The sequence below is a fragment of the Novosphingobium mathurense genome, assembly GCF_900168325.1.
In the GTDB taxonomy this organism is placed as follows: domain Bacteria; phylum Pseudomonadota; class Alphaproteobacteria; order Sphingomonadales; family Sphingomonadaceae; genus Novosphingobium; species Novosphingobium mathurense.
Genome location: NZ_FVZE01000001.1, coordinates 528,919 through 541,694, shown reverse-complemented (window position 1 = coordinate 541,694; position 12,776 = coordinate 528,919). Strand labels below are relative to the sequence as shown.

Annotated in this window: 14 protein-coding genes and 1 tRNA gene; 9 read left to right on the top strand and 6 right to left on the bottom strand. The window is 64.1% G+C overall.

Features of this window, described 5'->3' with window-relative positions; all coding sequences use genetic code 11:
• Positions 1 to 17 precede the first annotated feature (17 nt).
• Entirely contained in the window at positions 18 to 323 is a 306-nt protein-coding gene (locus B5483_RS02685) for a PepSY domain-containing protein (protein WP_079729392.1), read from the bottom strand.
• A gap of 132 nt (positions 324 to 455) precedes the next feature.
• Between B5483_RS02685 and B5483_RS02680 the strand changes: the two genes are divergently transcribed.
• Entirely contained in the window at positions 456 to 2,252 is a 1,797-nt protein-coding gene (locus B5483_RS02680; RefSeq protein WP_054947808.1) for an ABC-F family ATP-binding cassette domain-containing protein, read from the top strand.
• 9 nt (positions 2,253 to 2,261) lie between these two features.
• On the opposite strand, the gene B5483_RS02675 is transcribed toward B5483_RS02680, so the two are convergent.
• Positions 2,262 to 2,747: a DUF6456 domain-containing protein gene (locus tag B5483_RS02675; RefSeq protein ID WP_079729391.1), complete on the bottom strand. Its 486-nt coding sequence runs from the start codon at positions 2,745 to 2,747 to the stop codon at positions 2,262 to 2,264.
• 95 nt (positions 2,748 to 2,842) lie between these two features.
• On the opposite strand from B5483_RS02675, the gene B5483_RS02670 reads away from it, so the two are divergent.
• Together B5483_RS02670 and B5483_RS02665 are read left to right on the top strand one after the other, a co-directional pair.
• Positions 2,843 to 3,415 (top strand): helix-turn-helix domain-containing protein, encoded by a 573-nt coding sequence (locus tag B5483_RS02670; protein WP_054947810.1) that lies wholly within the window; start codon positions 2,843 to 2,845, stop codon positions 3,413 to 3,415.
• Positions 3,416 to 3,439: 24 nt separating this feature from the next.
• Complete coding sequence (locus B5483_RS02665) at positions 3,440 to 4,648, top strand: glycosyltransferase (protein WP_079729390.1); 1,209 nt, start codon at positions 3,440 to 3,442, stop codon at positions 4,646 to 4,648.
• 88 nt (positions 4,649 to 4,736) lie between these two features.
• Here the strand turns inward: B5483_RS02665 and secF are convergent, their stop codons facing one another.
• The 3 genes from secF to yajC form a co-directional block, all read right to left on the bottom strand.
• Positions 4,737 to 5,723: a protein translocase subunit SecF gene (gene secF / locus B5483_RS02660; RefSeq protein ID WP_079729389.1), complete on the bottom strand. Its 987-nt coding sequence runs from the start codon at positions 5,721 to 5,723 to the stop codon at positions 4,737 to 4,739.
• Between the two features lie 12 nt (positions 5,724 to 5,735).
• Complete coding sequence (secD, locus tag B5483_RS02655) at positions 5,736 to 7,349, bottom strand: protein translocase subunit SecD (protein ID WP_079729388.1); 1,614 nt, start codon at positions 7,347 to 7,349, stop codon at positions 5,736 to 5,738.
• 87 nt (positions 7,350 to 7,436) lie between these two features.
• Positions 7,437 to 7,772, bottom strand: coding sequence for a preprotein translocase subunit YajC (yajC, locus tag B5483_RS02650; protein WP_054947814.1), 336 nt, complete (start codon positions 7,770 to 7,772; stop codon positions 7,437 to 7,439).
• A 272-nt stretch (positions 7,773 to 8,044) separates the two neighbouring features.
• Between yajC and B5483_RS02645 the strand changes: the two genes are divergently transcribed.
• From B5483_RS02645 to B5483_RS02625, 5 genes are all read left to right on the top strand, one after another.
• A tRNA-Pro gene (locus B5483_RS02645) sits at positions 8,045 to 8,121 on the top strand.
• Between the two features lie 149 nt (positions 8,122 to 8,270).
• A complete protein-coding gene (locus B5483_RS02640) occupies positions 8,271 to 8,684 on the top strand; it encodes a holin family protein (RefSeq protein ID WP_054947815.1) in 414 nt (137 codons plus the stop codon).
• 116 nt (positions 8,685 to 8,800) lie between these two features.
• A complete protein-coding gene (locus tag B5483_RS02635; RefSeq protein WP_079729387.1) occupies positions 8,801 to 9,121 on the top strand; it encodes a hypothetical protein in 321 nt (106 codons plus the stop codon).
• Positions 9,122 to 9,238: 117 nt separating this feature from the next.
• Complete coding sequence (gene aroQ, locus B5483_RS02630) at positions 9,239 to 9,676, top strand: type II 3-dehydroquinate dehydratase (protein WP_079729849.1); 438 nt, start codon at positions 9,239 to 9,241, stop codon at positions 9,674 to 9,676.
• Between the two features lie 71 nt (positions 9,677 to 9,747).
• Entirely contained in the window at positions 9,748 to 10,158 is a 411-nt protein-coding gene (locus B5483_RS02625) for a GFA family protein (protein ID WP_079729386.1), read from the top strand.
• 4 nt (positions 10,159 to 10,162) lie between these two features.
• Here the strand turns inward: B5483_RS02625 and B5483_RS02620 are convergent, their stop codons facing one another.
• On the bottom strand, positions 10,163 to 10,630 hold the full coding sequence (locus B5483_RS02620) for an Lrp/AsnC family transcriptional regulator (RefSeq protein WP_013833269.1): 468 nt from the start codon (positions 10,628 to 10,630) through the stop codon (positions 10,163 to 10,165).
• Positions 10,631 to 10,876: 246 nt separating this feature from the next.
• Here B5483_RS02620 and B5483_RS02615 point away from each other — a divergent pair, with 246 nt between their 5' ends.
• A complete protein-coding gene (locus B5483_RS02615) occupies positions 10,877 to 12,742 on the top strand; it encodes a sensor histidine kinase (RefSeq protein ID WP_079729385.1) in 1,866 nt (621 codons plus the stop codon).
• Positions 12,743 to 12,776: the final 34 nt, after the last annotated feature.

Genomic DNA, 12,776 nt, shown 5'->3' with positions numbered 1-12,776 from the left:
AGCACTGGTTCGTATCCTCAGCGCGACCGGCCGATGACGCGGCCCGTGCGGGCATCGACATCGACAAAATAGACTTTCCCGTCCTGAATGAATTTCAGGCGATAAGCCATTGCCGCAGGATCATATTCCGGTCCGAGGTACTGCATTCCGGTCATTTTCGGAAGCACCTGCTGCTCGATCTCACGAAGAGAACGCACATTGCCGGCCTTGCGTTCCTTGCGAACCTGCCCCTGTTCAGCACCCGGTTCGGCGTGAACCGGCACGGCATTCGCGATAAGGCCGATGGCCGCAACCGACAGTAAAGAGGCAAGAAGCTTTGTCATCCTGCTTGGGTGCCTAAGCTTCCGGCATTGAACAAGTCCTGAATGCGGCAGGAAGGTGGCAGCAAGGTTTCACTGTTGCGGATATCCCACGATGCTTGCCAGCCCCCCGCCGCTCGCTGTAGGGCGCCGGCCATGGCAATCGCACCAATTCTCAGCTGGGAAGGCCTTGGCCTGATCCAGGGCTCCGGCTGGCTCTTCCAGGACCTCGACATCAATATCGGCCCGCGGGACCGGCTGGCGCTGATCGGGCGCAACGGCGCGGGCAAGACCACGCTGCTCCGGCTCATCGCCGGCCAGGTGGAAGCGGACAAGGGCAAGCGCTCGATCCAGCCCGGTACCCGTGTCGTCACGCTGGAGCAGGACCCGTTCTTCACCGGCTTCGACACCCTGCTGGACTTCGCGATCAGCGGCGACGATGCCCCGCAGCGCCACGAGGTGGAAGCCATTGCCGACCAACTCGGCATCGACCTATCGCGCGAGGCCGCCAGCGCATCGGGCGGCGAGCGCCGCCGTGCCGCCCTGTGCCGGGCGCTGGCCTCCGAGCCCGACCTGCTACTGCTGGACGAGCCGACCAACCACCTCGATCTTGCCGCGATCGAATGGCTGGAATCCTGGCTGCAGCGCTACAACGGCGCCTTCGTGGTCATCAGTCACGACCGCACCTTCCTGACCCGCCTGACCAATGCGACGATCTGGCTCGATCGCGGATCGCTGCGCCGCAAGGAAGTCGGCTTCGGCGGCTTCGAAGCCTGGGAAGAGGAAGTCCAGAAGGAAGAGACGCGTGCAGCCGAAAAGCTGGACGCCAAGCTCAAGATCGAGGCGCACTGGCTCGAACGCGGCGTCACCGCGCGGCGCAAGCGCAACCAGGGCCGTCTTGCCAAGCTCTGGGAGATGCGGGCCGAACGCGCCGCAATGCTCTCGCCCACCGGCACCGCCAAGCTCGCGGTCGCGGGCGACGGCAGCAAGACCAAGTCGGTGATCGTCGCCGAGCACGTGACCAAGCGCTTCGGCATCGAAGATAACGAGCGCACCGTGATCAGGAACTTCTCGCTGCGCATCCAGCGCGGCGACCGCATCGGCATCGTCGGCGCCAACGGATCGGGCAAGTCGACCCTGCTGAAGATCCTGACGGGCGAACTTGCGCCCGATGAAGGCTCGGTGACCCTGGCGAATACCCTGACCTCCATCGTCATCGACCAGCAGCGCAGCCTGCTCAAGCCGGACATGAAGCTGCGCGACGTGATCGCCGAAGGCAGCGACTGGGTCGACGTGCGCGGCGTGCGCAAGCACGTGCAGGGCTATCTCAAGGACTTCCTGTTCGACCCCGGCCTTATCGACGCCCGGGTGGGCACGCTTTCGGGCGGTGAGCAGTCCCGCCTGCTGCTCGCCCGCGAATTCGCCCGGCCGTCGAACCTTCTCGTGCTCGATGAGCCGACCAACGACCTCGACCTAGAAACCCTGGACCTGCTGCAGGAAGTCATCTCGGACTACGACGGCACGGTCCTGATCGTCAGCCACGACCGCGACTTCCTTGACCGCACCGTCAACCTCACGCTCGGACTGGACGGCACCGGCCATATTGACGTTATCGCCGGCGGCTACGCCGATTGGGAAGCCAAGCGCAAGCAGCGCACGGCCCCTGTCAAGGCGAAGGCCAAGGCCGAAAGCGCTGCCCCGCCCCCGCCTCCGCCGCCGAAGAAGACCAAGCTGTCCTACAAGGACCAGCGCGACTACGAACTTCTGCCCAGTCGGATCGAGGAACTGGAAGCGGCTATCGCCCGCGACGAAGCGGCCATGGCCGATCCCGATCTTTACACCCGCGACCCCAAGAAGTTCGCTGCCCTTTCCGCCGCTATCGAAAACGCCCGGCAGGACAAGGAAGCGGCCGAGGAGCGCTGGCTGGAACTGGCCGAACAGGTCGAAGGCTGACGGGTCAGGTCAAGAAATGCGGTAGAATGCCGCAACCCGGTCCAGCGCCAGTCCCAGCACGAGCTTGCCGCTGCGCGCCGGCCAGCCCAATGCCTTTTCTGCGGTGGGGAGCCCTTCCCCGGCGCACACCACCCGCCAGAGCACATCGGACAGACCGTTTCCTGCCGCCTCGATGGCGCCGTCGAAGCGCGCCTTGGCCGCAACCTGCCGCTCTGCGGGTGTCAAATCCGCATCGCGCCCTCCCGTTACCCGCACAGGATCCCATCGCATCGTCATGCGCGGTGCGAGTTGCGCTTGCTCCCAGTCCGTCCTCAGCCGCTCGCCAGCGGCGAAGCGACGGTCATCCAGATGGCCGCGAGCGTGAAGCCAGCTCAATGGCGATTCGGCGAGATTGACGGCCACGCTGCGCGTAGCCCGCACTGCACTGGCCTTGGCGCCTCTCCTGCGCACAGGCCCTTCGCTGCTCAGTTCACGTTCGACGAGTACCTGCTTCATGCCTGCCTCCGGTTTTGTGGGGGTTCTGACGCCTCCTTGCCGAATCGGCATGCCTGTAGGAAAGTGGAAACCAAATCGGTTACACAGGACAGGCCATGATCAATCGCATCCGTGACATCCGTCTGCAAAAGGGCCTCACGCTTGCCGATGTCGCGGCAGCCTGTTCTCCGCCGACGACGGCGCAGACGATCGGGCGACTTGAAACCGGCATGCGCAACCTCTCGCTCGCATGGATGAACCGGATCGCCGCCGCGCTCGCGGTGGAGCCCGAAGTCCTGCTGCGCAGCGAAGCCAGCGAACCGGCGCGCATCGTGGCCGTACTCGGCCCGGACGGCACCGAGCCTGCCCGGACGCCGCTCGAAGCGGTCACGCCCAGCGACCTTGCGGGCGATGCCCCGTGGCTGGTGCTCGACGTGGAAGCCTCCTGCGGCGAGTATCGCGCCGCAGACCAGGTCTGGCTGCGCCAGCACCCGCCCGAAGAAGCCCCAAGACTGATGAACCGCGACGTGCTTGCCCCCCGCCCCGGCGGCCGTTTCGCCTTCGGTCGCCTGATCGATCGCGACGGCGAACGCATTGCCCTCCTGCCTCCGGCAACTGGTCAAAGGCAGATCATCGTGGAACATCCCGCGTGGCTGGCCGTTGCCGAAATGCTGGTACGTAAGCTTTGAACCGCGCACCCTAAGGCTGCCGTTATGCGAATTCTCTCCATCGCCACGCTCTTCCCGAACCCGGTGAAGCCTTCCTTCGGCGTTTTCGTCGGCAACCAGATGCGGGCGGTCGTCGCGCGCGGCGAGACCGACCTGACGATGATCAGCCCGATCGGCATTCCGCCCTGGCCGCTATCGCTTCGCGAGCCCTACGCCCGGCTCAAGAGCATCCCCGAAGTCAGCGACGTGGTGGGCCTGAAAGTCCATTATCCGCGCTTCACGACGATCCCCAAGATCGGCGGCGACAGCAATCCCGGCAGGATCGCGGGCGCCATTCTGCCGCTGGTCCGCCGCCTGCACGAAGAGAAACCCTTCGACCTCGTCGATGCCCAGTTCTTCTTCCCGGACGGACCTGCCGCGGCCATCGTGGCGCGCGAACTGGGCCTGCCCCTGACGATCAAGTCGCGCGGTGCAGACATCCATTACTGGGGGCAGCGACCGCGCGCGCTGGAACAGATGAAGGCGGCGGCCCAACAGGCTTCCGGACTTCTCGCAGTCTCGCAGGCCCTGCGCGAGGACATGATCGAACTGGGCATGCCTGCCGAACGGATCGACGTGCACTACACCGGCCTCGACCGCGAATTGTTCCACCCGGTGGAGCGCGGCGCGGCGCGCGCACTGGTCTCGGCGATGCCCAACCTCGGAATCTGGTCGCAGGGCCCGCTGCTGGTGACCCCCGGCGCGCTGATCGAACGCAAGGGCCAGAGCCTCGTGATCGAGGCCCTCACCCATCTGCCCGAAGCGCGACTGGCGCTTGCCGGCAGTGGCGAGGACATGCCGCAGCTCGAGGCCCTCGCCACGCGCCTTGGCGTCAGCGATCGGGTCCACTTCCTTGGCCTCGTCAACCACGAAGTCCTGCCCAACCTGCTGTGCGCAGCAGATGTGCTGGTCCTGCCCTCGACCAGTGAAGGGCTTGCCAATGTCTGGATAGAGGGGCTGGCCTGCGGCACCCCCATCGTCATCCCCGACATCGGTGGGGCCAGCGAAGTCGTTAAGGATTCGAGCGCCGGACGGCTTGTAGAGCGCAATCCCGAATCGATCGCCCAAGCAATCTCCGAGATCCTTGCCGATCCGCCCAGCCAGTCCGATGTTGCCGCCAATGTGAACCGCTTCAGCTGGGGCGTGAACGCCGAGAATATCGTGCGCTTCTGGAAGGGTGTGCTCGAAGACCGGAAGGTCAGCGTTCCGGCCTGAGACCAGGGAGCCGCACACAAAAAAGGGGCGGTCCGGCGCACTTTCAGGCTTCCGGACCGCCCCTTTTCGTTAGCGTTTCAAAATCAGCTCAAGGGCGTCCGACGCCCTCTCGGGCCTTGCGTTCCTGCCGTTCGATTGCGGACTCGGTCGGCACGAAGCTGTCGCCGCTCACGCCAAGCCAGATCAGGATCGGCGCGGCCATGTAGATCGAGCTGTAGGTGCCCACGAAAATGCCCAGCACGATAGCCGCGGTCAGGCCGAAGAGGCTTTCCGGACCGAAGAGCAGCAGCGGGATCAGCGCGACCAGCAGCGTGGCCGAGGTCATCACCGTACGCGCCAGCGTTTCGTTGACCGACATGTCGAGCAGTTCCGGAAGCGGCATCTTGCGATACTTCTTCAGGTCCTCGCGGATACGGTCGTAGACGACGATGGTGTCGTTCAGCGAGTAACCGATGATGGCGAGGATCGCGGCAATGATCTGCAGGCTGAATTCAAGCTGGAACAGCGCGAACATGCCGAGTGTCAGCGACACGTCGTGGAACAACGCAAAGAGCGCCCCGACGCCGAACTGCCACTCGAAGCGGACCCAGATGTAGATCGAGATCGCCAGCATTGCGGCCAACAACGCGTAGAACGCCATCTGGCGAAATTCGCCGGAGACCTTGCCCGAAACGGTATCGTTACCGTCAATCCGTACATCCGGATGGTTCGTCTGCAGCGCGCCGACGATCCGGTTGGAAATGGCCTCGGCCGCGCCGGGGTTCCCTTCGGCTTCATCGGGAAGGCGCACGCGGATCGAGACCGAGTTGGGATCGCCGAAACGCTGAATGATCGGATCTTCGAAGCCGAGCGCGGAAATCTGCTGGCGCACCTCCGCAACCGGGGCTTCGGCCTCCTTCGTGAAAGTGGCGCGCACTTCCAGACCGCCGGCGAAATCGACGCCGTAGTTGAGACCTCTGGTCATGACCAGGCCCCAGCTTGCCGCGATGAGGATGATGCTCATGATGTAGAAGGGAACACGCCACTTCAGGAAGTGGATGTTGGTGTTCTCGGGAATGAGTTTCAGAAGGCGCATGGCAGCGGGCCCTTACACGTGCAGTTCGGTAGGCCGCGCCTTGCGCAGCCACGAGGCGACCCACATGCGGGTCAGCGTCACGCCGGTGAACACCGAGGTGAACAGGCCGATGATCAGAACGACGGCGAAGCCGCGGACCGGCCCCGATCCGAAGGCGAAGAGCAGCGCACCGGCGATCGCGTTGGTGACGTTGGCGTCGTAGATCGCGCGGCTTGCTTCCTTGTAGCCGTTCTCGACCGCGGCAAGGACGCGACGGCCCTTCTTGCGCTCTTCACGCATGCGTTCATAGATCAGCACGTTGGCGTCCACGGCCGCACCGATCGTCAACACGAAACCGGCGATACCCGGCAATGTCAGGGTGGTGCCCATGACCGCCATGACGCCCAGGATCATCAGCACGTTGAAGATCAGCGCGATCGTCGCGTAGATGCCGAAACGGCCGTAAGTCACGATCATCAGCAGGACGACGAGCAGCGAGCCCACGCCCATGGCGATCAGGCCCTTCTTGATAGAGTCGGCACCGAGGTCGGGGCCGACGGTGCGTTCCTCAACGACCGTCAGGTCGACCGGAAGCGCGCCCGAGCGCAGCGCGATGGCCAGCTGCGTGGCCGACTGGACCGAGAAGCTGCCCGAAATCTGCGCGCTACCGCCGAGGATCGGTTCATTGATGTTCGGAGCCGAAAGCACCTTGCCGTCAAGAATGATCGCAAAGCGCTTGTTCACGTTCTCGCTGGTCAGCTTGGCGAACTTGGCGCCGCCGGTCTGGTCGAAGGTGATCGAGACGACCGGTGCATTGGTCTTCGGATCGAAGCCCTGCTTGGCATTGGTCAGCTGATCGCCCTTGATGCCACCAAGGCGCTTGACCGCAAGCATCGGCACGCCGCCCGAACCGGGCGAATTGGGATCGGCCCATGGCACCAGCTCGTCGCCCGGCGGGACAATGCCCTGCTGGATGTCGTTGGGTGCAGCCGTCTCGTCGACCAGCTTGAACTCAAGCTTGGCGGTCTGGCCGATCAGGCTCTTGAGCGCGTCGGGATCGTCGAGACCGGGAACCTGGACGACGATACGCTCCGCGCCCTGGCGGATGATGGTGGGTTCACGCGTACCGAGCGCGTCGATGCGCTTGCGTACGACCTCGATGGCCGAGTCCATTGCATCGGACACGGCCTGATCGAGGCCTTCGCGAGTCGGCGTCAACACGAAGCGGTTGCCGTCCTCGACCTTGATGTCCCAGTCGCGCTGGCCGGTGAGGCCGGCGCCCGAGGTGAGCGCGAGGATCTCGTCACGCGCGGCGTCGACCTGCGTGGGATCCTTGAGCATGAAGCTCAGGCGGCCATTGCTGCTGGAGATATCGCCGATGGCAATGCGCGGATTGGCGAGACGCAGGCGTCCGCGAACCGATTCCTCCATGTTTTCCAGTCGCTGTTGCGCGACCTGGCTCTTGTCGGCCTCGAGCAGAATATGACTGCCGCCGGCAAGGTCGAGCCCGAGATTGACTTCGGGATCGGGAAGGGCGCTGGGCCAGGGAAGACCGGAAACGGAAAACAGTGAAGGCAGCGCGGCTGCGGCGATGACAAGTGTCAGGCCCCAGTACCAGAGCTTCTTCCAGGTAGGAAATTCGAGCATTGCCTTGGGCTTCTCTCCGAGAGGGCGCGCCGGAATAGACGCATCCCGGATGTGTTTCGGGCCTCACATGGCCCGGGCAGAATCGACTCAGTCGTTCGCGGGCTTGCTGCCTGCGGGCGGAATCACGTCGACGATCGTCGACTTGAGTGTCTTGGCACGTACGCCCTGTGCGATCTCGACTTCGGCGTAGTTCTCGTCGACCTTGATGACCTTGCCGATGAAACCGCCGCCGGTCAGCACTTCGTCGCCCTTCTTCAGACCCGAAAGCTTGGCCTTGTGTTCCTTCTGTTGCTTCATCTGCGGACGCAGGATGAGGAACCAGAAAATCACGGCCATCGCCACGAACGGCAGGTACTGCACCCAGGCGGGCGGCGCACCGGCAGGTGCAGCGGCGGCGAGCATGGGAAGAATCGAACTATGCATGAAACAGATGCGCCTTCTTGTGTGGTCCCTCGAGCGACTCGCTTGCAATCATCCAGACTGATGCGCTCCTGCCCGGGAAAATCCACTTCACGGAAAATCCAAGTGCGCGGGCGGTTAGCAATAAAGCGAAGCACTGGCAACGCGCGGCCTCGACACGGTGCCGGGACGGGGCGAAACATAGGTGCGACGGGAAAGCGTTCAACCCATGCGCAAAAGTATGTTCTTCGCGCTTGCGCTCCGTGAATGAGGTGCCTATAGGCGCACCCCTCGGTCGGGACGTAGCGCAGCCTGGTAGCGCATCACACTGGGGGTGTGGGGGTCGGAGGTTCGAATCCTCTCGTCCCGACCAAAATTTTCCAGGACATTCGGAAAATGGAAGCATCGCGGCGCAAACGGCCGCGATGCCCCGCGTGTACCGCGCTTCAAACCTGCCATTTTCCTACACGAACCGGTTTGGTTATCTATCTGCGATCGCCAATTGCATTGCAGGAGTGATCCATGCCGCTGCTCGATACGCTGATCAGCCCGATTTCGCACATCATCGACAAGGTCATCCCCGATCCGGACGCGCGCGACCGGGCCAAGCTGGAACTGCTTCGACTCGAGAATTCGCAGGAAATCGAGAAACTTCGGGCCAGCCTCTCAGCCGTCGTCACCGAAGCCGGATCGGCCGACCCCTGGACGAGCCGCGCCCGCCCGAGCTTTCTCTACGTCATGTACGCCATGATTCTCTGGGCCCTACCGATGGGCCTGATCGGGGCTTTCAGCCCCGCTACCGCCCAGGCCATTGCGACCGGCATGACCGCCTACCTGCGCGGCATTCCCGAACCGCTCTACGCGCTCTTCGGCACCGGCTACCTCGGCTATTCGGCCATGCGCCAGTGGGGCAAGGCGAAAGGAAGCGACCGTTAACCGCTGCGCGCCTTCAGGGGGCCGCGGATTTTCGCGGTAAAACTTTTCTAAGCCTTACCGTTCTAAAGGCCGAGTGAAGCTTGCTTCATTTCACACGCAGCAAGGAAAACAGAGTCGTGGGTCGCCCTATCTTGCGCATACTTGCGTTGATCGCGCCTGCCTTCGCCCTGTCCGCATGCGGATCGGGCCGGGAGGCGCAACTCGAACAGCAACTCGCCAAAGCCAAGGCCCAGGCGCAGGAACAAGCCGAGGCGCGCGCGGCCGCCGAACGCGAGGCCGCGGCTGCACGCGACCAGGCGCGTCAGGCAGCCCTTTCCGACTTCTACTCAGGTTCCGAAGGCGACGAGGGCTATGTCGAGGATGCGCCCGATGCCGATTCGGCACCGGCCGACGACGCCCCTCCCCCCGATCCGGGCCTGCCTGCCATCGACGCCTGAAACATACGATCGCCGCGCCGGCTTGCATGGTCATGACCAGTCGCTAAGGCTGTTCGCCGAAAGACATGGCACCTGCGCTGCATGCGCGAGGGGCCGCAGGCAAAGGAATGGCGCAAGATGGCTTCGAAGCTGGTTTATGTTCTCAACGGACCCAACCTAAACCTGCTCGGCAAGCGCGAACCCGGGATTTACGGGTCCCAGACGCTGGACGACATTGCTGCGATGCTCGTCGAACGCGGAGGCGAACTCGATTGCGGGATCGAGATGCGCCAGTCGAACCATGAAGGCCATCTCGTCGACTGGCTGCACGAGGCTCAGGCTGACGGTGCGCATGCGGTGCTGCTGAATGCAGGGGCCTACACGCACACCTCCGTCGCTTTGCACGACGCGATCCGCGCCATCGAGACGCCTGTCATCGAAGTGCACCTTTCCAACCCGCACACGCGCGAAGAATTTCGCCACAAGTCCTGGGTCGGCATGGCCGCCAAAGGCACCATCGCGGGTTTCGGCGCGAAGAGCTACCTGCTGGCCCTGGAAGCTGCCGCCTCACTCTGACTTGCGAGAGTTGGCAATAGTCCCCAGCCCCGGCAGCCTGCGCGCCGAAACCGGGAAAGGAATTGCCGCAGATGTCGGAAACACGCGAAGGCGGCTGCCTGTGCGGCAGCGTGCGCTACAAGGTGGACTGGCCCCTCGCCGCGCTCGTCGTATGCCACTGCACCCATTGCCAGAAACAGGCGGGCAGTGCCTTCTCGCTCGTGGGCGTCGCACCGCGCGGGGGACTGCACCTGACCGGTGAACTGTCGACATACGAAGATAGCGGCACGACGGGCCAGACCGTCTATCGCCAATTCTGTCCGCGCTGCGGCTCACCGGTACTGACCGACACTCCTGCAGCGCGCGAACAGGGCATCATCTTCATCAAGGCCGGGACGCTGGACAGCAGCGAAGGGCTGGAGCCCTCGCTGCATTACTGGTGCGACAGCGCGCACGACTGGTTCGCGATACCCGAAAGCGTCGAGAAGCTCGCGACCCAGTAGCCCTTCAGCCGCCCAGCGGGACGCCGGGCTGGTTCTTCGAAGTGCGGATCGTCAGCGAGGTCTTCACGCTGTCGACGTTCGGCGCGGGCGTGAGCTTGGAGGTCAGGAATTCCTGAAAGCTCTGCAGGTCACGGCTGACGATCTTGAGGATGAAGTCGATCTCGCCGTTGAGCATGTGGCACTCGCGCACTTCGGGCAGGCCCTGCATGTGTTCCTCGAAGGCCCGCAGCGCCTCTTCGGCCTGGCTTTTCAGGCTCACCAGCGCGAAGACGGTGATCGTGAAGCCCAGCTTGGAGGCGTCGAGATCGGCGTGATAGCCTTGGATAATCCCGGCTTCTTCAAGGCTGCGGACGCGGCGCAGGCACGGCGGCGCGGTCAGCCCGACGCGCTGGGCAAGCTCGACGTTGGTGATGCGTCCTTCGTCCTGCAGTTCCGCGAGCAGCCGACGGTCGATTTCATCGAGATTAAACATTTGGACCTTCCTGTCAGCCGCACTCCTGCAGCCACCCCTGATTGCAATTTCCACATCGAAAATGCGGCCACGCTGTAATATTATTATCCCATAGCGTAATCGTCCCGCTTTGCAACGCCCCGAAACTGCCCGCTTCCGCTATTTCGTCACTTTGCTAGGATATTTTTCGGGTCAAATTGGCACCCAAGTGGAAGGACGTGGTTAACCTGTCTCCCTCTAAGCGGACGGGACGCTCCTGGAGATTGAATGCATTTCGACGATCGCCTTGCTACGGTTATGCGCCTGCCCGCCTCCGGCGACGCACTCGCGCGTATCCAGTACAGGCAACTCGTCGATCTGCTCGGCCGCCTTCCCTGCGATGCCCAGTCGGACATGCTCGAGGCCGGACTGGCCCGTGTCGAGGAACTGGCCGCCCACATTCCCGCGGCCGACCGCGCCCGCCTGCTGCGCCAACCGCTGCAGCCCATTACCAATTCGCGACTGCTCGCGATTCTTGCCGCCGACGAACCTGACGTCGCCACCGCCGCGATCACCGGCGCGCGGCTGCAGCAGGACGAATGGCTCAAGCTCATACCCGAACTGCCGGTCCGCGCGCGCGGCATCCTGCGCCACCGCCGCGACCTGGAACCGAAAGTCGAAGCGCTGCTCGAAAGGCTCGGCATACGCGATCGCGGCCTGCCTCCGGCAACCAATCCGGCACCCCAGGAAGTCGAACCAAGCGCTCCCAGCCTTGAGGACATCCTCGACCTTGCAGACGAATCCGCACTAGAGGCGCAAGCGACAGCCTCGCCCGAACCTGCGGCACCGACTCCGGGCGTACAGCCTGCCCCCACTCCATCCGTTTCCCCGATCACGCCGGACCATGCGGCGGAATGGGCCCGCGCTGCAGCAGCCGTCCAGGCCGAACGGCCGCGCAATTCCGAGGCAGGAATCGGCGCCATCGTCCGGCGCATCGAAGAGTTCCGCAGGGCCCGGCAATCGCACTCCACTTTCGAAGTGGCGAACGACGATCCACGCCTGCCGCTAGGCGATCTGGCTACAACCGCGCCGCGCCTGCCCGTTACGGTCGATTTCGAAACCGATCAGGAAGGCCGCATCACCTGGGCGGACAGCGCCTATGCGCCGTCGCTGGTCGGCCTCAGCCTATCCGCGCACGAAGTGACAGAACGACAAACCCTGCCCGACCAGGACATGGCCACGACGATTCGCCACCGTCTGCCCTTGCGCGCCGCGCATGTGCGGATCGCAGGTGCGCCGCGCGTCGCCGGCGAATGGCAGGTCGATGCGATTGCCAGTTTCGATGAACAGACCGGCCGCTTCCTCGGCTACCTCGGAAGGCTGCGACGCCCTGCCCGTCCCCGGCCACACGAGGCACGTTCGGGCGGCAACCTGAGCGAAGCCGATCGCATGCGCCAGATCCTGCACGAGCTGCGCACTCCGGCCAATGCCATCCAGGTGGCTGCAGAAATCATCCAGCAGCAGCTCTACGGCCCAGCGCCGCACGAATATCGCGCCCTCGCCGCCGCCATCGCCGGCGACTGCGCGCACATTCTTGCCGGGTTCGAGGAACTCGACCGGCTGGTAAAGCTGGAATCGGGCGCCATGCAGGTCGAAACCGGCGACTGCGACATCAGCGAAATCCTGATCCAGACCGTTGCCCGGCTGCGGACATGGACCGATCCGCGCCGCAGCGGCTTTGCCCTGCCGGTCGACATCGACTTGAACACTTATCCGATCCAGGTCGACCGCATCGAGGCCGAACGTCTCGTCTGGCGCCTGCTCGCCGCCCTGGCCGGATCGACCGCACCAGACGAAATCCTCGAACTGGCCTGTTCGCGCGAAGCCGGGGACTGCGTGGTTATGCGCATCGCCCTGCCGGCCGCGCTCGCCGCGCGCGACAATGACGACCTGTTCGATACGCCCCCCGGCGAGCGCGGACAGACGCTCTCTGCCGGCATGTTCGGCCTGGGCTTCACCCTGCGGCTGGCCGCAGCCGAAGCAGTGGCAGTGGGCGGTGCTTTGCGGCGGGAAGGCAATGACCTCCATTTAACCCTGCCCGGGTTGACCGCTGCTGCGGCTAGCCATAGCACCGCAGTCAATCATTCGCGCTGACACCTGCGACGACTGGCAGGCGCAGGCGGATCGA

Excerpts from the sequence above, each read along its gene's own strand:
- B5483_RS02685 (WP_079729392.1), bottom strand. The coding sequence starts at position 323 with ATGACAAAGCTTCTTGCCTCTTTACTGTCGGTTGCGGCCATCGGCCTT.
- B5483_RS02680 (WP_054947808.1), top strand. The coding sequence starts at position 456 with ATGGCAATCGCACCAATTCTCAGCTGGGAAGGCCTTGGCCTGATCCAG.
- B5483_RS02675 (WP_079729391.1), bottom strand. The coding sequence starts at position 2,747 with ATGAAGCAGGTACTCGTCGAACGTGAACTGAGCAGCGAAGGGCCTGTG.
- B5483_RS02670 (WP_054947810.1), top strand. The coding sequence starts at position 2,843 with ATGATCAATCGCATCCGTGACATCCGTCTGCAAAAGGGCCTCACGCTT.
- B5483_RS02665 (WP_079729390.1), top strand. The coding sequence starts at position 3,440 with ATGCGAATTCTCTCCATCGCCACGCTCTTCCCGAACCCGGTGAAGCCT.
- secF (WP_079729389.1), bottom strand. The coding sequence starts at position 5,723 with ATGCGCCTTCTGAAACTCATTCCCGAGAACACCAACATCCACTTCCTG.
- secD (WP_079729388.1), bottom strand. The coding sequence starts at position 7,349 with ATGCTCGAATTTCCTACCTGGAAGAAGCTCTGGTACTGGGGCCTGACA.
- yajC (WP_054947814.1), bottom strand. The coding sequence starts at position 7,772 with ATGCATAGTTCGATTCTTCCCATGCTCGCCGCCGCTGCACCTGCCGGT.
- B5483_RS02640 (WP_054947815.1), top strand. The coding sequence starts at position 8,271 with ATGCCGCTGCTCGATACGCTGATCAGCCCGATTTCGCACATCATCGAC.
- aroQ (WP_079729849.1), top strand. The coding sequence starts at position 9,239 with ATGGCTTCGAAGCTGGTTTATGTTCTCAACGGACCCAACCTAAACCTG.
- B5483_RS02625 (WP_079729386.1), top strand. The coding sequence starts at position 9,748 with ATGTCGGAAACACGCGAAGGCGGCTGCCTGTGCGGCAGCGTGCGCTAC.
- B5483_RS02620 (WP_013833269.1), bottom strand. The coding sequence starts at position 10,630 with ATGTTTAATCTCGATGAAATCGACCGTCGGCTGCTCGCGGAACTGCAG.
- B5483_RS02615 (WP_079729385.1), top strand. The coding sequence starts at position 10,877 with ATGCATTTCGACGATCGCCTTGCTACGGTTATGCGCCTGCCCGCCTCC.